Consider the following 24,552-nt stretch of genomic DNA (forward strand, 5'->3'; position numbering starts at 1 on the left):
CTCCCGTCTCCCGACCATATCGCCTCGCAAATGCTCCTTGTCCGAGGGCGCGGTGTCGACTAACGTAAATTAATCCTGTTCATTTGGATGGCCCGATCACGAATCCGGTCGCCATCCTGACTCACTTCGACGGCGAAGCCAGGGCGCTTGGGGCTGTCACAACGGAAAGAGCGGAAATGCAGACCATCGAACGCGACGTCGTCATCATCGGAGCGGGCCCATCCGGGCTCACAGCGGCACGCCGCCTCACCCAGGCGGGCAAGACCGTCGCCGTCCTCGAAGCGCGCGACCGCGTCGGCGGGCGCACGTGGAGCAACATCATCGACGGCCAGTTCTTCGAGATCGGCGGCCAGTGGGTCTCGCCTGACCAGACGGCGCTCCTCGCCCTCCTCGAAGAGCTCGGCAAGGACACCTTCTCGCGCTACCGCGAAGGCAAGTCCGTCTACATCAGCCCCAAGGGCGAGCGCACCGTCTACGAGGGTGACACCTTCCCCGTCAGCGAGCACACGGCCGCCGAGATGGACCGCATGATCGAGATCCTGGACGGCCTCGCCGCCGAGATCGGCCCCCACGAGCCCTGGGCGCACGCCAAGGCGCGCGAGCTCGACACGATCTCCTTCCACCACTGGCTGCGTCAGCAGTCCGACGACGAGGAGGCCTGCAACAACATCGGGCTCTTCGTCGCGGGCGGCATGCTCACCAAGCCGGCCTTCGCGTTCTCGGCCCTGCAGGCCGTGCTCATGGCCGCATCCGCCGGCTCGTTCTCGAACCTCGTCGACGAGAGCTTCATCCTCGACAAGCGCGTCGTCGGCGGCATGCAGTCCGTCAGCCAGCAGATGGCGGCAGAGCTCGGCGACGACGTCGTCTTCCTCGGCAACCCCGTGCGCTTCCTCCACTGGGACGACAACGGGGCGGGCAAGGCCGCTCCGGTGACCGCCATCGCCGACCACATCACCGTGAAGGCCCAGCACGCCATCATGGCCGTGCCGCCGAACCTCTACTCGCGCGTCTCGTTCGTGCCAGCGCTGCCTCGCCAGCAGATGATCGTGCACCAGCACATCTCCATGGGCCTCGTCATCAAGGTGCACGCCACCTACGCGACGCCGTTCTGGCGAGAGGACGGCCTCAGCGGTACCGCCTTCGGCGCCGGCCACCTCGTCCAGGAGGTCTACGACAACACCAACCACGAGGATGAGCGCGGCACGCTCGTCGGATTCATCACCGACGAGGCGGCCGAAGCCATGTGGGCGCTCGGCGAAGAGGAGCGCAAGGCGGCCGTGCTCGGCGCCGTCGCCGAATTCCTCGGCCCGAAGGCACTCGAGCCCGAGGTGTTCTACCTCTCCGACTTCGGCGCGGAGGAGTGGACGCGAGGCGCGTACGCCACCAGCTACGACCTCGGCGGGCTCGCCCGCTGGGGCGCCATCCAGCACGACCCGGTCGGCCCGATCTTCTGGTCCAGCTCCGACCTCGCGGCCGAGGGCTACCAGCACGTTGACGGCGCAGTGCGGATGGGCGAAGCTACGGCGAAGCGCATCCTCGAGTCCTGAGCGCCCACGGCACGTGAAATCGGACGACACCCGAAGAACTGGAGAGGCAGCATGACGCAGCGTTTCGTAGTGGGCTACATCGCGAGCGACCGAGGGCACGACGCCCTGGCTCTCGCCTCTTTCCTCGCCAAGGGCACGGACACGGAGCTCATCATCGCGATGATCACCCCGGAGACGTCGCCGTACAGCGGCACGCACCCGCTGCCGCTCGACGACGCCGACAGCATCATCGGCAAGCAGATCGACACGTGGATGAGCGAAGCGCTCGCGCAGGTGCCTGAGGGCATCCAGGCGCAGGGCGTCGTGCGCAGCGCCTCCGGTGAAGCGCAGGGCCTCATGGATGTCGCCGCCGAGTTCGGTGCGGTCGCGATCGTCATCGGGGCGGCCACGACGGCGCTCCTGCGTCAGTTCACGGTCGGGACCGTCGCATCCACGCTCCTGCACGCCTCTCCGCTGCCCGTGGCGCTCGCGCCGGCCGGCTTCGCGGAAGAGGGCCCCGTCACCCGCATCACGACCCTCTTCGGGACACGCTCCGGCGCCGCCGCGCTCATCGGCACCTCTGTCGAGAGCGCGCTCCAGCGCGACGTGCAGCTGCGCCTGCTCTCGCTCGTGCAGCTCGACCGCGTGCCGCCGAGCCAGGTGCAGGAGGTCGAGGAATTCGTGCGCGAGTTCGGCGGCGCCGTGCTCGCGGGCCGTGCGGAGGCGCTGCTCGAGTCCGGGAAGGCGACCGTCGAGACCGTCGAGGGCGAGAATCTCGAGGCCGCGCTGGAGAAGGCGAACTGGAGTGCGGGCGACGTGGCGTTCGTCGGCTCCAGCCGACTCGCGCAGGGAGGCCGGATCTTCCTCGGCGCCCGCGCGCAACGACTGCTGCGGGTGCTGACGGTGCCGGTCATCGTCGTGCCGCGCGCGGTGCTCCCCGCCGAGACCCCGAAGCGCGCCCACGGTGCCGAACCCACTGAGACAGGAACAGGGCGATGACGAAGACAGTAGACAGCACGGAGCGGGGCGGGCTCAGCGCCAAGGGCCTCTCCGCCGGCAAGGTCGGCGTCATCGGCGCCACCATCATCGGCATCTCCTGCATCGCCCCCGCCTACACGCTGACCTCGGGCCTCGGCCCGACCATCGCGCAGGTGGGCGTGCAGACGCCCGCGATCCTCTTCATCGGCTTCATCCCGATGGTGCTCGTCGTCTTCGGCTACCGGGAGCTGAACTCGGCGATGCCCGACTCCGGCACGACCTTCACGTGGGCGTCGCGCGCGTTCGGGCCGTGGATCGGGTGGATGGGCGGATGGGGGCTGATCGCGGCAACCGTCCTGGTGCTCTCGAACCTCGCCGCCGTCGCGGTGGACTTCCTCTTCATCCTCCTCGCGCAGGTCTTCCAGAACCCGGAGCTCGCCGACCTCACGAGGGTGCTGTGGATCAACATCCCCGTCACGATCCTCTTCACGGCGCTCGCCGCGTGGATCTCGTACCGGGGTGTCGAGGCGACCGAGAAGATCCAGGTCGGGCTCGTCGCGTTCCAGGTCATCGCGCTGGCCTGGTTCATCATCGCCGCGTTCATGCACCTGAGCAACAACACGGCCTTCGACCCGACTCCCGTCGAGCTGTCCTGGTTCAACCCGTTCGAGCTGGGGGACATGTCGTTGGTCGCCGCCGGCGTCTCGCTGTCGATCTTCCTCTTCTGGGGCTGGGACACGGTCATCACGATGAACGAGGAGGCGAAGGACCCGAGGAAGACCCCGGGCCGCGCCGCCATGCTCACGATCATCATCATCATGGTGATCTACCTGCTCACGACCCTCGCGGTGCTCGTCTTCGCGGGCATCGGCACCGAGGGACTCGGGGCGGGGAACCCGGACAACCAGGAGAGCATCTTCGCGGCGCTCGCCGGCCCGGTCATGGGCCCGTTCGCGCTGCTCATGTCCCTCGCCATCCTCTCCTCGTCGGCGGCATCGCTGCAGTCGACGATGGTGTCGCCGTCGCGCACGATCCTCGCGATGGGGCACTACGGGGCGCTGCCGAAGCGCTTCGCGGACGTCAGCCCTCGCTTCAAGTCGCCGTCGGTCGCGACCCTGGCCTCGGCCATCGCCGCCGTCGTCTTCTACGTCGTCATGAGGCTGCTGTCCGAGAACGCGCTGTGGGACACGATCGCGGCCCTGGGCCTCATGATCTGCTTCTACTACGGCGTGACGGGCCTCGCCTGCGTCTGGTACTTCAGGCACAGCCTCTTCGCCTCCGCACGGAACTTCTTCTTCCGGTTCCTGTTCCCGCTGCTCGGCGGCATCGTGCTGCTCTACTTCTTCTACGAGACAGCCGTGGCGTCGCTCTCGCCGTCGTTCGGATCCGGCTCGGCGATCTTCGCGACCAGCTACGACGCGGACGGCATCGCCCAGGACGGCATCGGGCTCGTGTTCGTGCTCGGCATCGGCGTGCTGCTGCTCGGCGTCGTCATCATGGTCGTGCAGTACTTCCGCAACCCCGGCTTCTTCCGCGGCGAGACGATCCAGATCGGCAACGACCGCGACACGCAGTCGATCGAGGTGCTGAAGGACTGATTCTGGGGTCGTTCATTCGCTGAACTGCATGGCAGCGAACTGAACGGCGAGACGCAGAGAAGTGCGGTCATGGGTGCGCGCCGAGAAGGTGCGCGCGCCCATGGCCGTTCTGTCGATTCGCGTATATTTCGGGGCCATTTCGGCCCATTGACGGGTCGCCGTCCATGGGTCATCATCACCAAATGACAACATCGGAAACCTCAGCCGCCACGAAGCTCAACGAGGAGCTCCACGGCGGGGGACTGAGCGCGAAGGGCCTCTCCGCTGGCAAGGTCGGCGTGCTCGGAGCCGCGGTCATCGGCGTCTCCTGCATCGCGCCCGCCTACGCGGTCACCTCCGGCCTCGGCCCCACCATCGCGGAGGTCGGCGTGTACACGCCGGCGATCATGCTGGTCGGCTTCATCCCGATGCTGCTCGTCGTCTTCGGCTACCGGGAGCTCAACACGGCGATGCCCGACTCCGGCACCTCGTTCACGTGGGCGACCCGCGCGTTCGGCCCGTGGATCGGGTGGATGGGCGGATGGGGGCTCATCGCCGCCACCGTGCTGGTGCTCTCCAACCTGGCGGCGGTCGCCGTCGACTTCTTCTTCATCATGCTGGCGCAGATCTTCCAGAACCCGGAGCTCGCCGACCTCACGCGCGTGCTGTGGATCAACATCCCGATGACCGTGATCTTCACGGCGCTCGCGGCGTGGATCTCGTATCGGGGCGTCGAGTCGACGAAGAAGGTGCAGTACGTGCTCGTCGTGGTGCAGCTCATCGCGATCGTCTGGTTCATCATCGCGGCGTTCGTGCACGTCGGGAACGGCACTGCGTTCGACGCGACGCCCATCGAGCTGTCCTGGTTCAACCCGTTCGAGGTGGGCTCCCTCGCCGCGATCTCCGCGGGCGTCTCGCTGTCGATCTTCCTCTTCTGGGGGTGGGACACGGTCATCACGATGAACGAGGAGGCGAAGGACCCGGAGAAGACCCCTGGACGCGCATCCATGCTCACGATCTTCGTCATGGTCGCCATCTACGTGCTCATGACGCTCGCCGTGCTCGCCTACGCGGGGATCGGCGAGGAGGGGCTCGGCGCAGGCAACCCTGACAACCAGGAGAGCATCCTCGCCTCCCTCGCGGAGCCGATCATGGGCCCGTTCGCGCTGCTCATGACCGTCGCCGTCATGTTCAGCTCGGCCGCCTCGCTGCAGTCCACCATGGTGTCGCCGTCGCGCACGCTGCTCGCGATGGGGCACTACGGGGCGCTGCCGAAGTCGTACGCGAGCGTCAGCCCGCGCTTCAAGTCGCCGTCGGTCGCGACGATCGCCTCGGCCGTTGCCGCCATCGCCTTCTACATCGTGCTGCGCCTCCTCTCCGAGAACGCCCTGTGGGACACGATCGCTGCCCTCGGCCTCATGGTCTGCTTCTACTACGGCGTCACCGGGCTCGCCTGCGTCTGGTACTTCCGTCGCTCCCTATTCGCATCCACGCGCAACGTGTTCTTCCGGTTCCTGTTCCCGCTGCTCGGCGGCCTCGCGCTGCTCTACTTCTTCTTCGAGACCGCAAGGGCGTCGCTCTCGCCGTCGTTCGGATCCGGCTCGGCGATCTTCGCGACCAGCTACGACGCGGACGGCATCGCCCAGGACGGCATCGGCCTCGTGTTCGTGCTCGGCGTCGGGGTGCTCCTGCTGGGAGTCGTGCTCATGGTCGTGCAGTACTTCCGCAGCCCCGGCTTCTTCCGCGGCGAGACCATCAAGACGGGCGCCGACGGCGACGCGGAGCCGGCCCCGGCCCTGCAGTAGCTCGCGACGCGACCTGGCGCGACGCGACCTGGCGCGACGCGGCTGGGCGTCGCCCGACCGCGGGCGGCCGGGGCCGCTGTAGGCTGGCCCGGTGAAGATCGCGCGCTTCGAATACCAGGGTCAGCTCACCTTCGGCATCCTCGACGAGGAGGAGAAGGTCTACGTCAAGCTGGCGGGTGACCCCCTCTACCTCGGCTACGAGACGCTCGACGAACGCATCCCGATCGACCAGGTGCAGCTGCAGTCGCCCGTGCTGCCCCGCTCGAAGGTCATCGGCTTCGGCCGCAACTACGCGGAGCACGCCAACGAGCTCGGCAACGAGGCCGCCGAGGTCCCGATGATGTTTCTCAAGCCGAACACGTCGGTCATCGGCCCACGCCACCCCATCGTGCTGCCCCCGCAGTCCGAGCGGGTCGACCACGAGGCTGAGCTCGCCGTGGTCATCGGGCAGGTCGCCCGCAACGTGCCGGCTGCCGATGCAGGCCAGGTTATCTTCGGCTACACGATCGCGAACGACGTGACGGCCCGTGACCTGCAGAAGAGCGACGGCCAGTGGGCCCGCGCGAAGGGCTTCGACTCGTTCTGCCCGCTCGGCCCGATCATCGAGACCGACTTCGACCCGTCGAGGGGGCGCATCACGGCCGAGGTCAACGGGGAGCTGCGCCAGGAAGGCGACCTCTCGCAGATGATCACCTCGGTGGCGAAGCTCGTCGAGTACGCGTCGAGCGTGTTCACGCTGCTGCCCGGCGACATCATCCTCACCGGAACTCCCGCGGGCGTCGGTCCCCTCGCGAAGGGCGACACCGTCACCTGCACGATCGAGGGCATCGGCTCGCTCTCGAACCCCGTCACCGCCCGCTAGGGCCGCGCTCTCCGCAGAGTTCGCCGCGCTGAGCCGCGCTCTCCGCCCGTAGCTGGAGCACCGCCGACCTTGCGTCGGCCCATCGCCGCCAGTCAATGTGCCCTTCTGGGCGCCCCGAAAGGGCACATTGGCTGGCGGCGATCCTCGTTGTGCGCCATGCGCCGTGCGCCGTGCGCCGTGCGTCGTGCGCGCGGGATGCGGGGCTCGGCCGCGCCGCGCGGAGCGACGGCGAGATTGCCGGGCGGGGCTTGCGCGCGAATCCACCGTTTCATACGATGTGTGCAGTAAGTGCAACCACGTTGCAACATGTGCAACACATTCCCAATGAAGTGGATGGAACCCCGATGAAGCGACGTCCGTCGAAACTGGCGCCCCTCGCGCTGCTCGCCGCCGCGGCGACAGTGCTCTCCCTCTCCGGCTGCGCGAACCGCGCGGGCGGCACGGCCGGCGGCGAGGACTTCCCCGCGCAGTCGATCACCTTCTACACGCCCACCCAGGCGGGCGGCGCGACCGACCTCACGGCGCGAACGCTCGCGACTCAGCTCGAGGCGGAGCTCGGCCAGTCGATCGTCGTCGACAACCGCCCGGGCGGGGCCGGCTCCGTCGGCATGACGCACGTCGCCGGCCTGGCCGCCGACGGGTACTCGATCATGGTCTTCCCCGTCGAGGTGAGCATGCTCGGCCACCAGGGCTACGACATCGACCCTGCCAACTACGACTTCCTGGGCATCGTCAACGAGCAGCCGGGCACGATCGCGGTTCCCGCGGACAGCCCGTACGAGACCCTCGAAGACCTCGTCGCGGCGGCCAAGGCCAACCCGGGCAGCGTCACGATCTCGAACGCCGGCCCCGGCTCGATCTGGGAGGCTGGCGCGACCGAGCTCGGCAACGTCGCGGGCGTCGAGTTCCAAGGCGTGCCCTTCGACGGCGGCGCCCCCGCGGTCACGGCCGCGGTCGGCGGACAGGTGGACGCGGTCGTCGCCGGTATCGGCGAGACGGCGCCTGCCAACGAGGACGGCCGCCTGCGCGTGCTCGCTGTCTTCACCGAGGAGCGCGCCCCCGCACTGCCAGACGTCCCCACGGCCGGAGAAGCGGGCTACGACGTCGTCATCGGCAGCTGGGCGGCCATCGGAGCCCCGGCAGGCCTGGACCCCGCAGTCAAGGAGTCGCTCCAGGCGGCGATCGAGACTGCCGCGGGCAGCTCCGAGTACATCGAGCTCATCGAGTCCGGCGGCAACATCCCCGTGTTCATCCCCGGCGACGAGGCGACCGACTTCGTGACGGCGGAGCACGAGCGCTTCGCCGAGCTGTTCGGCGAGTAGAGACGTGACCGTCATGGACAGATCAGTCGAGGCGAACCCTCTCGACGTGGCCCTCGGGATCAACGAGGAGACCACCGACTCGCGGCCGGTCAGCCGGCGCAGGGAGCTGCTCATCGCGGCGGGCGTGATCGCCGTCGGCGGTGCATCCATCGCCGTGGCCTTCGCGGTCGTGCCTGCAACGGGCGGCGACCCGTTCGGCCCACGCTGGTGGCCGACCCTGCTCGGCGCGGGGATCGTGGTCCTCGGCGCGCTGCTCGTCGGGGTCGCCATCCGCAGACCGGACGCGGCGAGTGAGGATGCCCCTACGAGGCGCGGCCTCGTTCGGATGCTCCTCATGCTGGCCGCCATCGCGGCCTACGGCGTCGCCTGGTACTTCCTGCACTTCGTGATCGTCACGCTGCTCCTCGCCGCCGGCCTCACGTTCGTGCTCGGGGGTCGCTGCTGGCGCGACCTCGCGCTGTTCCCCGTCATCGTGACGGCCGTGCTCTACGGCGTCTTCGGAGTCCTCCTGGGGGTGCCGCTGTGAACGGCATCACCGAGGGCCTCGGCGCCCTCATGGACCCCACCATCGCGCTGTGCCTCGTCATCGGTGTGCTCCTCGGGACGCTCGTGGGCGCGATCCCCGGGGTCACCGCGACGATGGCCGTCGCCCTCGCGGCGGGCTTCACGCTCACGCTGGAGCCGCTGCAGGGTCTCGCTGTGCTGCTCTCGATCTACATCGCGGCGCAGTTCGGGGACCGCGTGCCGTCCATCCTCATCAACACGCCCGGCACGCCCGCGTCCATCGCGACGACCTTCGACGGATACCCGCTGGCGAAGCAGGGCAAGGCGGGCATCGCGCTGACGAGCTCGGCGCTCGTCTCAGCCGTCGGCTCGTTCGCGGGCATCCTCATCCTGCTGTTCCTCGCCCAGCCCATCTCGGGCTTCGCGCTGAGCTTCGGCCCGATCGAGATGTTCGCGCTCGTCGTCTTCGGGCTCACCATGATGATCGGCGTCTCAGGCGACCGCGTCATGAAGGGGCTCGCCGCCGGAGCCTTCGGCCTGTGGCTCGGCACGATCGGCAACGACCCGATCTCCGGCGACCAGCGGTTCACCTTCGGCATCCCGGAGCTCTCGAGCGGCGTGCCGTTCATCGCGGCCATCATCGGACTCTTCGGCATCGCCGAGGTGTTCAACCAGGTCATCTCCGCCAAGCAGGGGCCAGAACCGCAGCCCATCACCCAGCTCGGCAAGTGGTGGCCGACCAAGTCGGAACGGAAGCTGCTGCGCAAGCCCACAGCCATCGGGACCGGCATCGGCGCCGTCGTCGGGGTCATCCCAGCCGCCGGCGGGGACATCGCAGGCGTCATCGCCTGGGACCAGGCCCGCCGCGCGTCGAAGACGCCGGAGAAGTTCGGCAAGGGGGCGCTCGAAGGCGTCGCCGCGGCCGACAGCTCGAGCACCGCGACCATGGGCGGCTCGGTCACGACGACCCTGTCGCTCGGCGTGCCCGGCGACTCGGTCATGGCCGTCATGCTCGGCTCCATGATCGTCTGGGGCCTCCAGCCAGGACCGAGCCTCTTCGCGAACCGGCCTGACCTCGTGTTCAGCCTCTCCGCGATCATGCTGGTCGCGACCGTGCTGGCGCTCGCCCTCGCCCTCGTGCGGATGCGCGGGGTCGTGAAGCTGCTCGCCATGCCGAAGCGCTACCTCTCGGTGGTCATCGTCACGTTCTGCATGGTCGGCACGTTCGCCGTCTCCAACTCCGTCTTCGATGTCGTGCTGATGTTCGCCTTCGGGATCCTCGGCCTCGCGATGCGGCGCTTCGGCTTCCCGCCTGGCCCGCTGGTGCTCGGACTGATCCTCGGGCCGCTCGCGGAGGGCAACCTCCGACGCGCGCTGCTCATCGACGGCTACGGCGCGGTCTTCACGAGCCCCATCGCGCTGACCCTCATCATCCTGAGCATCATCGCCGTCCTCGCCCCGCGCATCCGCGCCCTGCTGAAAGGACGGTCGTCGCGTGAGCGCACCGAAGAGCCCATTCTCAAGTAGCCCGTCCGCACCGCTGCCTGGGCCGGCCGCCGGCCGGGTGCTGTGCCTCGGCGAGACCATGGCCATGGTCACCCCGACGCACGTGGCGCCCCTGCGCGAGGCCGTGAGCTTCGCCGTCAAGGCGGGCGGCGCCGAATCCACCGTCGCCATGTACCTCGCCGACTCGGGCGTGCCGGCGAGCTGGGTCAGCTGGCTCGGCGACGACCCGCTCGGGTGGCGCCTCCTCGACGAGGTCCGCGCGAGCGGCGTCGACGTGGCCGGGGTGCAGCTCGTCGCGGGAGCACCGACCGGGGTGTACTTCAAGGACCCCGGCGAGGGCGAGACGACGGTCTACTACTACCGGGCGGGTTCGGCCGCGTCCCGCATGGACTCGACGGTGCTCGAACAGCTCGACTGGCGGGGCGTCGCGGCACTGCACGTGACAGGCATCACCGCGGGGCTCTCCGCGGGCTGCGCCGAGATGCTCGAGGCCGTCATGCTCGAGGCGAGGCGTCGCGACATCGTCGTGTCCTTCGACGTGAACTACCGGCCGGGGCTCTGGAGCGTGGAGGCCGCCGCCCCGCGGCTCGCCGAGCTCGCGACCCTCGCCGACCTCGTCTTCGTCGGCCGCGACGAAGCCGAGACCCTCTGGGGCGAGGGGCATCCCGAGACGCTGCACGCCTCGCTCGGCCTGCGCGGCAGGCTCGTCGTGAAGGACGGCAGCGTGGGGGCCACAGAGGTCGCGGCCGCGGACGGCGGGACCACGGTCGAGTTCGTTCCCGCGCATCCGGTCGACGTCGTGGAGGCCGTCGGGGCAGGCGACGCCTTCACCGCCGGCTACCTCGGTGCCATGCTTGGCGGCGAACCCGTCGACGTGTGCTTGAACCGGGGGCACGGGCTCGCAGCCCGCACCCTCGGGAGCACGCACGACTTCGTCCCGGCCTGATCGGAGCACCACCATGTCCCAGAGCATCCACCGCGCTGCAGAGATCCTCGAGTACGTGAGCCTCGCGCCGCGCACCCAGTCGGAGATCGCGGCCAAGCTCGGCGTGCACCGGTCGACGGCGCTGCGGATGCTGCAGACGCTGACGGAGACCGGCCTCACCCGCCGGCACGCCGACAGCAGGTACGGAGTCGGCTACCGGCTGAGCGGCCTCGCGCGGGCGGCGAGCGACCAGTTCGACCTCCGCAACATCGCCCGCCCAGTGCTGCAGGAACTCGGCAGGGACTGCACGCACACCGTGCACCTCGCCGTCCTCGAGGGAGACCGCATCGTCTACGCGGACAAGATCGAGCAGCCTGGCATGGTCCGCCTGTACTCGCAGATCGGGCAGCCGGTGCTCCTCCATACGGCGGGTGTGAGCAAGGCGGTGCTCGCCAACCAGGATGCGGCCAAGACCGACCGGATGCTCGAGGGCTACGAGTACACGCCGTACACGGAGAACACGCTCGTGTCCCGGGCCGCCCTCGACGCCGACCTCGAGCGCACCCGCGAGCGGGGCTGGGCGGTCGACGACGCGGAGTACGAGAACTTCATCAACTGCATCGCGATGCCCATCCGCGATGCGAGCGACACGGTCGTCGCGGCCGTGTCCATCACCGCACTGAAGGCGAGCGCCGACCTCGAGGCGCTCGCGGAATGGCAGGAGCGACTGAACGACGTCGTCCTCGCCATCTCCCACGACATCGGCTGGAGGCCACATGACTGACACCTTCGACACCATGTTCGCAACGTCGCCCGTCATGGCGATCCTGCGCGGATACACCCCAGAGCGCAGCGTCGAGCTCGCGAGGCTCGCCTGGTCGCTTGGCATCTCGAGCGTCGAGGTGCCCATCCAGAACGAGCGGGCGCTCGAGGCGCTGCGCGCGGTGGTCCGCGCCGCCGAGCCTGGCGGTCACGCGGTCGGCGCCGGCACCGTCATCTCGCTGGCCCACGTGCGCGACGCCAAGCAGGCGGGCGCATCCTTCACCGTCGCACCAGGCCTCGACCCCGCCGTCATCGAGGCCGCGCTCGAGGCTGGTCTGGCGCCGCTGCCTGGCGTGGCGAGCGGCACCGACATCCAGCTCGCCAAGAGTCTCGGCCTCACCTGGGTCAAGGCGTTCCCCGCCAGCGTCCTCGGCGTCGACTGGTTCTCGGCGATGCGCGGCCCGTTCCCAGAGGTGCGCATCGTCGCGACCGGAGGCATCAGCGCCGCCAACGCCGCCGAATACCTCGGCGCAGGCGCCGACGTGGTGGCCGTCGGGAGCGCCCTCGAGGACGAAGCGCAGCTGCCCCTCCTCTCCGCGCTCGGCGCATCCGCCGCCACCCGCTGACACCTGCCCGCCGCACTCGAATGGAAGAGAACCCATGACTGCCCAACTCACCCCCCGCTACAGCCCCGCAGACGACCGCTACGAGCGCATGCAGTACCGCCGCGTCGGCCGGAGCGGCCTGAAGCTGCCCGCCATCTCGTTCGGCACCTGGCACGGCTTCGGCGACGACGCCCCGATCGCGAAGCAGCGGGAGCTGCTGCGCCACGCCTTCGACCTCGGCATCATGCACTTCGACATCGCGAACGGCTACGGCCCGCCCTTCGGCTCGACCGAGGCCAACGTCGGCCGCATCCTGCGCGAGGACTTCGCGGGGCTCCGCGACGAGCTCGTGCTCTCGACGAAGGCCGGCTACCCCGTCTACCCGGGGCCGAACGGCTCTGGCGGCGGCCGCAAGTACCTCATCGGCAGCCTCGAGAACAGCCTGCGCCTGCTCGGCACCGACTACATCGACATCTTCTACAGCCACCGGTTCGACCCGGAGACACCCCTCGAAGAGACGGCGTCGGCGCTCGATGCGATCGTGCGCAGCGGGAAGGCTCGGTACGTCGGCATCTCCTCGTACTCCGCGGAGCGCACCGCCGAGATCGCTGGGCTGCTGCGTGATCTCGGCACGCCCCTGCTCATCTCCCAGCCGTCGTACTCGCTGCTCAACCGTTGGATCGAGGACGGCGAGCCGTCCGTGCTTGAGGCCAACGCGGCGGCCGGCGCCGGCATCATCGCGTTCTCCGGCCTCGCGCAGGGGCTGCTCACGAACAAGTACCTCGGCGGAGTTCCCGAGGGCTCGCGGGCGACGCAGGGCAAGACGCTGCGCGACGGCATGCTCAGCGAGGAGAACCTCGAGCGGGTGCGAGCGCTCAATGCGATCGCCGAGCGCCGCGGGCAGACGCTGGCCCAGCTCGCGATCGCGTGGGTGCTGCGGGATGAGCGGGTCACCTCGGCCCTCATCGGCGCGTCCCGCACCTCGCAGCTCGACGACCTCGTGCAGTGCCTCGACGCCGCGCCGTTCACCGAGGCTGAGCTGGCCGAGATCGACACGCACGCCGTCGACGGCGGCATCAACATCTGGACGGCGTCGTCGGATGCCTGACGCGCCCGCGGAGGTCCGGCCAGAGGCGCGGGCGCCGGAGCAGCTGCAGGAGAGCGGGGCCCAAGCGAGCGCGCGGGCCGACCTCACGCGCATCCGCGCCGAGGAGGCGGAGCTGATCTTCACCCGGTTCTCGCGTGATGACGCGTGGCGGCTCGGCTCCCGGATGCGCGAGGCGGCGGCAGCTCGTTCGCTGCCGGTGGTCATCGGCATCGTCGTCGGCCAGCAGCGAGTCTTCCACGCCGCGCTCGACGGGGCTGTGCCGGACAACGACGCGTGGCTCGAGCGCAAGACGCGGGCGGTTCTGCACTTCGAGCAGTCATCGCTTGGCGTCGGCGCGCTGTTCCGCTCCCTCGGCCGGGTGTACGAGCAGGAGGCGCGGCTCGACCCCACCGAGGTCGCCGCGAACGGTGGGGTGTTCCCGGTGCGCATCGAGGGTGTCGGTGTCGTCGGCGCGGTCGGCGTCTCTGGCCTGCCGCAGGTCGAGGACCACGCGTTCGTCGTCGAGCAGCTGCGGGAGTTCCTCGCCGAGGCGTAGCGACTCGCGCAGCATCGGGCTCGCACAGCGCGATCGCTGCCAGCCGATTCGCCCTTCCGGGGTGCCCCGAAGGGCGAATCGACTGGCAGCGATCTTCACTGTGCGCGCGTGAGCGCCGCGGCTAGCTGTTCGCGACCTCCGTGGCGGTGGCGAGCTGCTCGACCAGCGTCGGGAGGAAGAAGGGGATCGAGAGCGCGGTCGGCGAGATGGCCGCGCCGTTCTCCTCGCCGACGAGTGCCGCGACGGCGCCCTTCGAGACGGCGGGGATGAGCTTCGTGCGGTCCGAGGTCAGGAACGTCTGCAGCTGCTCCTCGGTCTCGGTCTGCGTGAAGACGACGTCCGCGTCGATCCGGTCGAGGTTCTCGCTGGAGACCGTGGTGGAGAAGGTCGATTCTCCGGTGGCGAGCTCCGCGACGGACGGCGCGCTCGTGAACCCGAGGTCGGTGAGCAGCTCGACGCGCGGGTCGTTCTCGAGCAGGAGGTAGAAGGTGTCGACGTCCTCTGAGGCGTAGGCGATGGTGGTGCCTTCGAACTCGGGGTGCTCGGCGGCCTGGTCGGCGACCTGCTGGTCGAGGTCGGCGAGGACCGCGGTGGCGTCCGACTCGAGGCCGAGTGCCTTCCCGGTGTCGGTGATGACGTCGCGCCACGGCGTCGACCAGATGGCCTCTTCCGGCGCGACGACCGGCACGCCGGCTGCCGTGACGGCGTCGTACTCCTCCTGCGTGAGCCCCGAGTATGACGCGATGAACACGTCGGGGTCGGTGGCGAGGAGCGCTTCGACGGAGAGCTCGTAGGTGGCGTTGTCGAGGATGACGGGGGTCTCGCCACCGAGCTCCTCGATCTTGTCGGACACCCACGGCGCGATGCGGTCCTCGCCTCCGCCGTAGTCCATCGAGGCCATGGCGACGGGGACGATGCCGAGGGCGAGGACCGCGTCGGTGACGCCCCAGCCCCACGTCGCGACGCGGGTCGGTGCCTCTTCGATCGTGGTGCTGCCGTACATGTGCTCGAAGGTGACGGGGAAGGTGGATGCGTCGCCGGGGGCGGCGGCCGCGTCACCCGCGTCGGTGGCGGCGGGGGCGCAGGCGCTGAGCGCGAGCGCAGTGACCGCGACCGCTGCTGCGGCGATCGGTCGGAGGATTCGGTGCATGGGTTGTTCCTTTCGAGCGGGGGTGTGAAGTGAGGAAGTCGAGGTGCGGCGGGACTAGGCGGGCTCGTTCCCGGTGTGGGCGCCGCCCGGGACGGGGACGATGAGGGGTGTCTTGGTGAGGGGGTCGGGCATGACGAGTGCGTCCAGCGCGAACGCGTCGGCGACGACCTCCTTCGTCAGGACGTCGGTGGGGGCTCCGCCTGCGACGATCCGCCCGTCGCGCATGACGATGAGCTCGTCGGCGTAGCGGGCGGCGAGGTTCAGCTCGTGGAGCACGACCACGATGGTGGTGCCCTCGCGCCGGTTGAGGCTCACGAGCAGGTCGAGGACCTCGAGCTGATGGCTGAGGTCGAGGAACGTCGTGGGTTCGTCGAGGAGGAGCACCTCGGGGTTCTGGGCGAGCGACATCGCGATCCACACTCGCTGGCGCTGCCCGCCGGAGAGGTCGCCGACGGGGCGGTCGGCGAGTTCGGCGACGCCGGTGCGGCGCATGGCCTCGTCGACGTGCTTCGTGTCGGCCTGGCCCCAGCGGTCGAAGAGTCCGCGGTGGGGGTGGCGTCCGCGGGAGACGAGCTCCGCGACCGTGAGGCCGTCGGGGGCGGTCGGATGCTGGGGGAGCATCCCGACGGTCTGCGCGAACCGGCGCCTCGGGATGGTCGCCACGTCGATGTCGTCGAGGCGAACGCTGCCCGCGAGGGGTGCGGTGAGGCGGGCGAGCACGCCGAGGAGGGTGGATTTGCCGCAGGCGTTGGCGCCGATGATCATCGTGATGCGGCCGGGGGTGATGTCGAGGTCGAGCCCCTCGATGACCGTGCGGCCCGGGTAGCCGGCGGACAGGCCGCGTGCCGAGAGGCGCGGGCCTGGACCGGTGGTCGCGGAAGGGTCGACGGTGGGGGCAAGCGCGGAGTCGTCGCCGGTCACAGCTGGCGTCCTTTCGTCGAGGCGAGGAGCCAGAGCAGGAACACGGCGCCGACGGCGCCGGTGACGACTCCGACTGGCAGTGAGGTCTCGGGGATCGCGAACTGCGCGACGAGGTCGGCGCCGGTGAGGAGGACCGCTCCGGTGACCGCGCTCGCGCCGACGCCGATGGCGCCGTGGCCGAGCAGCGACCTGGCGATGGCGGGCGCGCACAGGGCGATGAAGGAGATGGGGCCCGCGAAGGCGCAGGTGACGGCGGTGAGGAGGACCGCGGTGAGGACCGCGATCATCCGCACCCGACTGGTGCTGACGCCGAGTCCGGCGGACGTGGATGCGCCGAGCTGCGTGATCGGCAGCCAGCGGGCCGACAGCGTCACGGCAGGGAGCGCGGCGGCGGCGACGACGCCGACGACGAGGAGGTGCCACCAGGCGGTGGATGCGAGGGAGCCCGTGACCCAGAGCAGTGCGGCCTGCGCGAGCTCGACCTGGCTGCGGACCATGAGGTAGTTCATGATGGCGACGCAGAGGAACGAGATGCCGATGCCGGCGAGGATGAGACGGAAGCCGGCCTCGCCTCGCCGGCCGGCTGCGAGCAGGAGGACGAGCGCGACGGCGAGCCCTCCGGCGAACGCGGCGGCTGCGAGGAGCGGCCCGGTGACGCCGAAGACGAGGAGCAGGAACACGGCGGCGACGCTGCTGCCACCGCTGATGCCGAGGAGGTCGGGACTCGCGAGGGGGTTCCGCAGCACGCCCTGCAGCAGGGCGCCGGCGACGCCGAGGCAGGCCCCCACGAGGACGCCCATGAGGACCCGGGGGAGTCGCACCTGGAACAGCACGTACGTCTCGAGGCGGTCGCCGCCGCCGAAGAGGGTGCGGCTGAGCTGCTCGAGCGTCAACGGGTAGTCGCCCGTCGTCACGCCGATGAGGACGACCGCGGCCAGGGCAGCGCTGAGCCCGATGAGGACGGCTGAACGGCGGCGGCGGACGCGCGCCCGCACCGCTTCGAAGGGGGATGCTCCCGTGTCCGCTCCATCGGCGGCGGTGATGGGGAGCGCATCGAGCCTGGTCACAGCGCCACCTGCTTTCGGCGCAGCACGAGCGCGATGAGGACCGGGGCGCCGACGAAGGCGACGACCACGCCGGCCTGCACCTCGCCGGGGAGGGCGATGACGCGGCCGACGATGTCGGCGATGAGCAGGACGGCGCCGCCGAGGGGCGCGCCGATGAGGAGGAGGCGCCGGTAGTCGTCGCCGACGATGGCGCGGAGCGCGTGGGGCACGAGGAGCCCGATGAAGACGATGGGGCCGGCGATCGAGGTGGCGCCCCCGCAGAGCAGCACGGTCGCGAGGATGCCGAGCGCGCGGGTGCGGGCCACGTTCTGCCCGAGGCCTGCCGCGGTGTCGGCGCCGAGGGCGATGAGGTCGAGGCCGCGCGCGCTCGCGACGGCGATGATGCCGCCGACCAGGAGCGGGATGGCGACGACGGCGACGGTGTCGAGGCCGCGCGAGGTGAGCCCTCCGACCTGCCAGTAGCGGAAGACGTCGAGCGCCACGATGGAGGTCGTCAGGATGAGGGTGGTCACCGCGGTGAGGCCGGCGGTGACCGCGGCCCCGGTGAGCGCGAGCTTCGCCGGGTTGTCGCCGTCGGGCCCCCGAGTGCCGACGAAGGCCACGACCACGGCGGCGACGGCGGCTCCCGCGAACGCGAACCACACGAAGCCGGTCGGCGCGGAGATGCTGAAGAACGTGATGGCCACGAGCACGGCGACGGAGGCCCCCGCGTTGATGCCGAGGAGTCCCGGGTCGGCGAGCGGGTTGCGTGTGATGCCCTGCATGAGGGTGCCCGCGACGGCGAGCGCCGCGCCCGCGAGGAGGCCGATCAGCGTGCGGGGGATGCGCTGGTCTCGCACGACGGTGTGGTCCGCGAGCTCTGGATCGGGGGAGAGCAGCGCATCCAGGACCACGGAGGGGGCGATGGGGCGGGCTCCGACGAGGAGGCTCAGGATCACGGCGGCAATCAGCAGCGCGACGGCGCCGACGGCGACCAGGCGGATGCGGCGCGCGCGTGCGCCCGCGATCATTCCTGGTGCTCGGACTGGCCGAGGCGCCAGTACCCCATGAAGGCGACGCGCTTGCGGTCGACGCCGTTCACGGTCACGAGGTGGCGGCGGAGCGTCTTGATGGTCGCCGCTTCCCCGGCCATCCACGCGTAGAACTCGCCTTCGCCGTCTTCTGGGCTGTCCCAGAGGAGGTCGACGTCGACGTCGATGTCGGCGATCTGCTGCGGGCGGGGGGATGCGGCCTGGGCGAGCGCGTCTGGGGAGGCCTCGCACCAGCTGGTCAGGGCCTCCGTGAGGCGCGCCCCGTGCTTGGCGCCGTCGCGCGGCAGCCACGTGATGCGGAAGTTCGCGGGCGCGTCGATGCGGATGATGTCGGCGCTCGTCGGCACCTCGAGGAGCGCATCCACCTCGCACCGCCCGTCGAGCGACTCGAGGATGGAGCCGATGGCGGGGACCGCGGTCTCGTCGCCCGCGAGGAGCAGGCGCTTGGCGGTACCGGGGTGCCAGTCGGCGCCGAGGTGCGAGTGCTCGCTGCGCTGGTCGGGGCCCACGATGACGAGGTCGTCGCCGGGCTTCGCGGTCTCGGCCCAGGCTCCCGCGGGGCCAGCACCGTGGTGCACGACGAAGTCGACGTCGATCTCGCGCGCGTCCGGGTCGACTCGGCGAACCGTGTAGGTGCGCAGGGGGCTGCGCTCTGCCGTCGGCGTCTCGCGCCAGCGCTCGTACCAGAGGCCGGCGTCGAGGACCTCCTGGTCGCGCTGCCCGAAGTCGCTCGTCGTGCCATCTGGCATGGGGAGGATGAGCTTGATCCGCTGGTCGAGCCCGGTGGTGCCGAAGTGCTCGAACTCCTCGCACGTGAAGGTCGCCCGAGTGAAAGCCGGCGACAGATGCTGCACCGAGCGGACCTCGGCGCAGTACGGCCGGTAGGCGGGGCGGGTCTGAAGAGCAGCGGAAGCAGTCACCGAGCCAAGATAAGCCTTGCCTTACCCCGGCGTCCAGTTCTGGAACGGTTCTGGTCGTTGTGGTCGTTCCGCCCAGCGTTCGCGTCGCCCATCCACTGGGTCGCCACGCCGAACCGTTGAGGTGCGCATCCCAGCCCCGATATCCTGACCGGCTGCGATGCCGCAGCTTCACCGCACCAACAGGAAGCATCCGATGTCGCTCGACACCACCGCCCCCGATTCCACCCAGCCAGACGGGTTCACCGCCGAACCCCTGGCCATCCCCTCATCGCTCGGCGATGCGTCGGCCGATGCATTCCACGAGATGACGGCGTTGCGCAACACCGTCGCCCGGGAGACATACCGCAACGACGACTTCGTCCTGCCAGCTGAGGTGCTGCTTCCGGGGTACGAAGCGAGCGAGTACGAGCGCCGCGACGGTCGTCTCATCCGGGAGCACGGACGCCTCGTCGGCCGGGTCCTCTTCGACCTCCCGCTCACGGAAGACGTCCACATGGCGAAGATGATGCTCGAGATCCACGCGGAGGCGAGGGGCCGCGGGTTCGGGGCCGCCGCCTACGAGCTGGGTGAGCGCCTGGTGCGCGAAGCGGGCCGCACCGAGATCCGCACCTGGGTCGTGCACCGGGAGGCCGACGGGCCGCGCATGCCGTCACCGACCGGGGTGGGCGACATCCCCGCCCTCGACCCGGCCGCCCAGATGCTCGTCGGGCGCGGCTTCGAGCTGGGACAGGTCGAGCGGATGAGCGTGCTCGAGCTCGGTGAGGGGCGCGACGCCGGCCTCCGCGAGCTTCGCGACGGCGCGGCCGAGATCGCCGGCGACGACTACCGCTACGTGTCATGGGCCTACCCGACGCCCGAGGAGCACATCGACGGCTACGCGCACCTCAAGGCGCGGATGAGCACGGACGCCCCGCAGGGCGACCTCGCCGAGGACGAGCAGTCGTGGGACGCGAAGCGCGTTCGCGAGGAGCTCGAGTCGACCGCCACCGCCCGCGGCGACCAGGTGCTGGTCGGCGCGATCCAGCACCTCCCGAGCGGCGAGCTCGTGGCCTTCACCGAGCTGCAGCGGATGGCCGACGGCACGAAGCGGGCCGACCAGGAGGACACGCTCGTGCTCAGCGAGCACCGCGGCCACCGGCTCGGCCTGCTCGTGAAGGCGGAGAACCTGCTCGCGTGGAGGAGCCTGCACCCCGACGTCGAGCGGGTCTACACGTACAACGCCGAAGAGAACCAGCCGATGCTGAACGTCAACGAGGCCCTCGGCTTCCGTCCGTTCATCAGCGAAGGGGCCTGGCGGAAGGTGCTCGACTGAGCACCCGGATTCGCTGAACGTCTCACTTGTGCTTGGGAGTACTAAAATTTACTCGGTTCCGGCCAGTAGAGGCCCGGCACTCCCTGAGACTGCGATGGTCGAATACCGGATCGCTCGGGCTTGAGGACTGCCAGCTCGAGAATTGGTGATTCTTGTCTCGCGGTGTACGGTCACTCGGCCATAGAACGCGGATGCGTGATCTCGTTGCTTGCCTCGTCGACGGCGGTTCGTATCATGGTCATCCACTCTGACCGCTCAAGTTCCAGGGCGCAGCTGCTTCGCAGCTGCGCCCCGAGAACAGCGGAGCTACAAGCTTCCTTGTGCAAGGTGCCGGCTGCATTTCGAAGCGCCACTGCCGCAAATGACAGTACATCCTTGCCGTTCGGGCCGAGTTCATCCTTGGCAAGGGTTGAAAGTGCGTCGTTAATCTCTCCAAAGGTGACCTCGGTCTCGCTGGCCTGGATGAGGGCGCGAATGTACCTGTCCCGGTCAAAGACTAGTGTCCTGATGTCGGTTTTGGATGCGGGGTCAACGTTTCGGAAAGGCAGGCCCCATCCGTTCTCTCTGTTTGAGGCTCTCAGGGCGCCTACTTCTTCGCCAAGCTGTATTAGTTTCGCAACGAGCGTTGAGGCTCCGTTAAGTTTCTTGATCTTTTCCGCAGATCCAAGGTGATCAATGATGAGATCGAGTACGCCCATTCGCACCAACATGCCTTCAAGGTCTCGTGCGTCGTAGCTGAAAATGGCCTCGTTCGCGGGTCTGGGATCGTAGTCGGCATCGATGATGGCGCGCACCCCGGGCATGCCCCATTCCTGTAACGCGCTCACGGCTCTAATGACGTTGCTCCTGGTCCCGGCAGCGAATACTATTTCTGGAGCGATGTGAGGCCTCATCACGAGTACGTCGTCAGGGCCCTCCACAAGCAAAACTGGTCGCTTCTCAACCTGTCGGTGTTGGCGGATGCGGTCCTCGACCCGATCCAGTTCACGCAAGGTCGACATCAACGTCTTCCTCTTCCTCTGGCTCAGACTCGGAAATCTGATCAGCGTTCCAGGACGCTATGGCGGGTAGTTCGAGTTCTTCGGCCAGATCCCACCGACCGTTGACGATACTGGCGGAGTGTGTCGCGAATACTACTTGAAGATCGTTAGCGGCTGCGATTCTGGAGATGTCTGCTAGAAACGAGTGTTTCCATGCGGCATGCAGGGAAATCTCGGGCTCGTCGATAAGCACGAGAGAGCCCCGCTGCGCCGCAAATAAAAGAAGAGTGAATAGCGCGACCAAGTGTTGCTCGCCAGAAGAGAGCCGCGACACTAGGAGTCTTTTCCCTGATGCGCTGAGGAAGTCCAGGCCCCCTTCGGGTGACACTGCAGTTCGCTTCCCGGACGGGGCTAGTTTTCCATCGAGAATCTCACGCAGCAATTGCAGTTTCGCATTCACTGGCAGGAGTGGTTCCAATCGTTGATCCCAGTCGTCTAAAAAGACACTCAGGATCCGACGCACCGTCGGGGTTGTGCTGCTGGGGAATGGAATTGGTGCAGCCCCCACCGCAAGGCCGTTGTGGGCCAGGGCCTCGTACCGTTCGACCGTGCGGTTATAGCGATTGTGCAGATCGCTCTCGTTCACGCTTAGCTTGGCGGCAGCTAGCGCCCGTGCTGCAAAGCTAAGGTCGGCGCTCTGAGTAACGCGGACTGAAGCGCGCCTCGCCTCCGCAATCTCATCCCGTAGTTTTTCGGTATAACCGCGAATCCGCGACGCAGCACTCGACGGAGAACGGCTCGTAGTTTTACCCCAAGCGCCCAGGAGTCCTACATTGTCCGAGCGTGCGTCCAGGCGCCAGGTGTCGATGAAAATCGGTTGGGGAGCCCCGCAGAGCGCACGGATGGACGGGTGGTCGTCCAGCCTCGACAGTAACGAGAGATCGCGCGCACCGTACCGGCGCTCCAGGTCTGTGGCGCTCAGTGGCCTGTTGGTTCTCTCGTCGATCCACCGGTTCGGCCCCGTGCGGCGGACTTCCGGAGGTAGTCGACGCTCAAATGCGTCCAGTTCCTCCTGGCTCACGGCGAGTGTTTCTTCGTCTTCCTCGTGTGGCTCCGCGCGCACAACGATTTGGGCGGTATCGAAGGAGTCCGTTTCTCGCTCGACGACCAGTTCTCGGCCATCCGCGTACCTAACTTTGAACTCACTGAACGAGGTGCCCAGAAGGATTCGTGCATCAAGTGCCAGTGCGGCTGCAGTGAGTTTGAGGAGGTGTGTTTTGCCCGCTCCGTTGGGGGCTAGGAGCATTGTTGGCTCGTTTTCGCGAAAATGGACGATGTGATCGACATGACCAAAGAGACCACGGACCTGTATCTGTTGAATTCGCATGTTGCTTCTCCCCTTGAGCTTCGGTAGAACATAGGAAAGCACACTCTGAGCAGTTTCGTAATCGAATCGTTTTAGCTTCTGGGTCGAAGGCCACAGTGGACGCTCTGGTGAGCGCCCACGCCCCGGTAAGCTGGGGGCCTCATGACTGCATCCTCTTCTTCGCTCGTAACCACCGCAACGGGCAGCGATGTCCGCGTCCGCTTCTGCCCGTCGCCGACGGGGACCCCGCACGTCGGGCTCATCCGCACGGCCCTCTTCAACTGGGCCTACGCGAAGCACACCGGGGGCACCTTCGTGTTCCGCATCGAGGACACGGATGCGGAGCGCGACTCCGAGGAGAGCTACCAGCAGATCATCGACGGCCTCGGCTGGCTCGGGCTCGGCTGGGACGAGGGCGTGAACGTGGGTGGGCCGCACGAGCCGTACCGCCAGTCGCAGCGCACCGACATCTACCTCGACGTCATCCAGAAGCTCCGCGACGCCGGCCACCTGTACGAGTCCTTCGCGACGGGCGAGGAGATCGAGGCGCGCAACATCGCCGCCGGTCGCGACCCGAAGATGGGCTACGACAACTACGAGCGCGACCTGTCCGCCGACGAGATCGCCCGCCTCAAGGCCGAGGGGCGCGAGCCCGCGCTGCGCCTGCGGGTGCCGGACACCGACCTCTCCTTCGACGACCTCGTGCGCGGCGAGATCACATTCAAGGCGGGCTCGTTCCCCGACTTCGTGCTCGTGCGCCCGAACGGCAAGCCGCTCTACACGCTCGTGAACCCCGTCGACGACGCGCTCATGGGCATCACCCACGTGCTCCGCGGCGAGGACCTCCTCTCATCGACGCCGCGCCAGATCGCGCTCTACCACGCGCTCATCGACGTGGGAGTCGCCGAGTTCATCCCGCGCTTCGGCCACCTGCCCTACGTCATGGGCGAGGGCAACAAGAAGCTCTCCAAGCGCGACCCCGAGTCCAACCTCTTCCACCACCGCGACCGCGGCTTCCTCCCCGAGGGGCTCCTCAACTACCTGTCCCTGCTCGGCTGGTCCATTGCCGCCGACCGCGACGTGTTCACGATGGACGAGATGATCGTCGCGTTCGACGTGGAAGACGTCAACCCGAACCCGGCACGCTTCGACCTCACGAAAGCCGAGGCCATCAACGGCGAGCACATGCGCCTGCTCGGCGCCGACGACTTCGCGTCACGCCTCGTCGCCCCGCTGCAGCTCGCCGGGGTGCTCCCGCTCGAGACGACGGATGCGCAGCTCGAGCTGCTCGGCCGCGCCGCGCCGCTCGTGCAGGAGCGCATGCAGCTCCTCGGCGAGGCCCCGGAGATGCTCGGCTTCCTCTTCGTCGACGCCGCAGATCTCGAAGTCGAGGACACGGCGGTCGGGTCGCTGAAGGGCGACGTCTCCGGCGTGCTCGACGCATCCATCACGGCCCTCGACGCGCTCGACGCACCGGATGCGTGGACGACGGAGCAGATCGAGGCGGCGCTCCGCGGCGCGCTCATCGACGGCCTCGGCCTCAAGCCGCGCGTCGCGTTCGGCCCCATCCGCGTCGCCGTCTCCGGCCGCAAGATCTCCCCGCCCCTCTTCGAGTCGCTCGAGCTGCTCGGCCGCGAGCAGTCGCTCGCGCGCATCCGCTCGCTCGCCTCGCGCCTCGCCGCGTAGCCCGCGCGGCCCGCGCGCGGCCCGCGCGCTCACCCCCTCGTTTCGGGATGGGTTAATCACTTCGGGATGGTTTCTTTCCCATCCCGAAGCGATTAACCCATCCC

General features: G+C 68.8%; 22 protein-coding genes. 15 read left to right on the forward strand and 7 right to left on the reverse strand.

The window, feature by feature from the left end; all coding sequences use genetic code 11:
- Positions 1-176 precede the first annotated feature (176 nt).
- The 13 genes from F8O03_RS14195 to F8O03_RS14255 all read left to right on the forward strand — a co-directional run bounded on the left by F8O03_RS14195 (position 177) and on the right by F8O03_RS14255 (position 14,015).
- Entirely contained in the window at positions 177-1,547 is a 1,371-nt protein-coding gene (locus F8O03_RS14195; RefSeq protein WP_151424448.1) for a flavin monoamine oxidase family protein, read from the forward strand.
- A 51-nt stretch (positions 1,548-1,598) separates the two neighbouring features.
- Positions 1,599-2,525, forward strand: coding sequence for a universal stress protein (locus F8O03_RS14200; protein WP_151424449.1), 927 nt, complete (start codon positions 1,599-1,601; stop codon positions 2,523-2,525).
- Positions 2,522-4,102: an APC family permease gene (locus F8O03_RS14205; RefSeq protein WP_151424450.1), complete on the forward strand. Its 1,581-nt coding sequence runs from the start codon at positions 2,522-2,524 to the stop codon at positions 4,100-4,102. Before F8O03_RS14200 ends, F8O03_RS14205 begins: the two co-directional genes overlap by 4 nt.
- Before the next feature lie 182 nt (positions 4,103-4,284).
- Positions 4,285-5,886 (forward strand): APC family permease, encoded by a 1,602-nt coding sequence (locus F8O03_RS14210; protein ID WP_151424451.1) that lies wholly within the window; start codon positions 4,285-4,287, stop codon positions 5,884-5,886.
- Positions 5,887-5,977: 91 nt separating this feature from the next.
- Positions 5,978-6,748: a fumarylacetoacetate hydrolase family protein gene (locus F8O03_RS14215; RefSeq protein WP_151424452.1), complete on the forward strand. Its 771-nt coding sequence runs from the start codon at positions 5,978-5,980 to the stop codon at positions 6,746-6,748.
- Between the two features lie 344 nt (positions 6,749-7,092).
- Complete coding sequence (locus F8O03_RS14220; RefSeq protein WP_151424453.1) at positions 7,093-8,070, forward strand: tripartite tricarboxylate transporter substrate binding protein; 978 nt, start codon at positions 7,093-7,095, stop codon at positions 8,068-8,070.
- Positions 8,071-8,083: 13 nt separating this feature from the next.
- A complete protein-coding gene (locus F8O03_RS14225; protein WP_151424454.1) occupies positions 8,084-8,596 on the forward strand; it encodes a tripartite tricarboxylate transporter TctB family protein in 513 nt (170 codons plus the stop codon).
- A complete protein-coding gene (locus tag F8O03_RS14230) occupies positions 8,593-10,101 on the forward strand; it encodes a tripartite tricarboxylate transporter permease (RefSeq protein ID WP_151424455.1) in 1,509 nt (502 codons plus the stop codon). The genes F8O03_RS14225 and F8O03_RS14230 overlap by 4 nt, the downstream gene beginning before the upstream one ends.
- Entirely contained in the window at positions 10,070-11,026 is a 957-nt protein-coding gene (locus F8O03_RS14235) for a sugar kinase (protein WP_244296295.1), read from the forward strand. Before F8O03_RS14230 ends, F8O03_RS14235 begins: the two co-directional genes overlap by 32 nt.
- A gap of 13 nt (positions 11,027-11,039) precedes the next feature.
- A complete protein-coding gene (locus tag F8O03_RS14240) occupies positions 11,040-11,789 on the forward strand; it encodes an IclR family transcriptional regulator (protein WP_104252383.1) in 750 nt (249 codons plus the stop codon).
- Entirely contained in the window at positions 11,782-12,393 is a 612-nt protein-coding gene (locus tag F8O03_RS14245) for a bifunctional 4-hydroxy-2-oxoglutarate aldolase/2-dehydro-3-deoxy-phosphogluconate aldolase (RefSeq protein WP_151424456.1), read from the forward strand. The genes F8O03_RS14240 and F8O03_RS14245 overlap by 8 nt, the downstream gene beginning before the upstream one ends.
- A 34-nt stretch (positions 12,394-12,427) precedes the next feature.
- Positions 12,428-13,480, forward strand: a complete 1,053-nt coding sequence (gene mgrA, locus F8O03_RS14250) for an L-glyceraldehyde 3-phosphate reductase (protein ID WP_151424457.1) — start codon at positions 12,428-12,430, stop codon at positions 13,478-13,480.
- The gene (locus F8O03_RS14255) at positions 13,473-14,015 is read left to right on the forward strand and encodes a heme-degrading domain-containing protein (RefSeq protein ID WP_151424458.1); all 543 of its coding nucleotides are present in this window, start codon (positions 13,473-13,475) and stop codon (positions 14,013-14,015) included. The genes mgrA and F8O03_RS14255 overlap by 8 nt, the downstream gene beginning before the upstream one ends.
- Before the next feature lie 121 nt (positions 14,016-14,136).
- Here F8O03_RS14255 and F8O03_RS14260 read toward each other — a convergent pair whose 3' ends face one another.
- From F8O03_RS14260 to F8O03_RS14280, 5 genes are all read right to left on the reverse strand, one after another.
- The gene (locus F8O03_RS14260; protein ID WP_151424459.1) at positions 14,137-15,165 is read right to left on the reverse strand and encodes an ABC transporter substrate-binding protein; all 1,029 of its coding nucleotides are present in this window, start codon (positions 15,163-15,165) and stop codon (positions 14,137-14,139) included.
- A 54-nt stretch (positions 15,166-15,219) separates the two neighbouring features.
- Positions 15,220-16,002 (reverse strand): ABC transporter ATP-binding protein, encoded by a 783-nt coding sequence (locus tag F8O03_RS14265; protein WP_244296318.1) that lies wholly within the window; start codon positions 16,000-16,002, stop codon positions 15,220-15,222.
- 80 nt (positions 16,003-16,082) lie between these two features.
- Positions 16,083-17,153: a FecCD family ABC transporter permease gene (locus F8O03_RS14270; protein WP_244296296.1), complete on the reverse strand. Its 1,071-nt coding sequence runs from the start codon at positions 17,151-17,153 to the stop codon at positions 16,083-16,085.
- A complete protein-coding gene (locus F8O03_RS14275; protein ID WP_151424461.1) occupies positions 17,150-18,163 on the reverse strand; it encodes a FecCD family ABC transporter permease in 1,014 nt (337 codons plus the stop codon). Before F8O03_RS14275 ends, F8O03_RS14270 begins: the two co-directional genes overlap by 4 nt.
- Entirely contained in the window at positions 18,160-19,104 is a 945-nt protein-coding gene (locus F8O03_RS14280; RefSeq protein ID WP_151424462.1) for a siderophore-interacting protein, read from the reverse strand. Before F8O03_RS14280 ends, F8O03_RS14275 begins: the two co-directional genes overlap by 4 nt.
- Before the next feature lie 193 nt (positions 19,105-19,297).
- Between F8O03_RS14280 and F8O03_RS14285 the strand changes: the two genes are divergently transcribed.
- Positions 19,298-20,416 carry a GNAT family N-acetyltransferase gene (locus tag F8O03_RS14285; protein WP_151424463.1) on the forward strand — a complete coding sequence of 373 codons (1,119 nt, stop codon included), beginning with the start codon at positions 19,298-19,300 and terminating at the stop codon, positions 20,414-20,416.
- A 170-nt stretch (positions 20,417-20,586) separates the two neighbouring features.
- Here F8O03_RS14285 and F8O03_RS14290 read toward each other — a convergent pair whose 3' ends face one another.
- Positions 20,587-21,417, reverse strand: coding sequence for a DUF4435 domain-containing protein (locus F8O03_RS14290; protein ID WP_151424464.1), 831 nt, complete (start codon positions 21,415-21,417; stop codon positions 20,587-20,589).
- Complete coding sequence (locus F8O03_RS14295) at positions 21,401-22,783, reverse strand: AAA family ATPase (protein ID WP_208851875.1); 1,383 nt, start codon at positions 22,781-22,783, stop codon at positions 21,401-21,403. Before F8O03_RS14295 ends, F8O03_RS14290 begins: the two co-directional genes overlap by 17 nt.
- A 141-nt stretch (positions 22,784-22,924) precedes the next feature.
- Between F8O03_RS14295 and gltX the strand changes: the two genes are divergently transcribed.
- Positions 22,925-24,448: a glutamate--tRNA ligase gene (gltX, locus tag F8O03_RS14300; RefSeq protein ID WP_151424465.1), complete on the forward strand. Its 1,524-nt coding sequence runs from the start codon at positions 22,925-22,927 to the stop codon at positions 24,446-24,448.
- The last annotated feature ends 104 nt before the right edge of the window (positions 24,449-24,552 follow it).

Source organism: Pseudoclavibacter terrae (assembly GCF_008831075.1).
Classification (GTDB): domain Bacteria; phylum Actinomycetota; class Actinomycetes; order Actinomycetales; family Microbacteriaceae; genus Pseudoclavibacter; species Pseudoclavibacter terrae.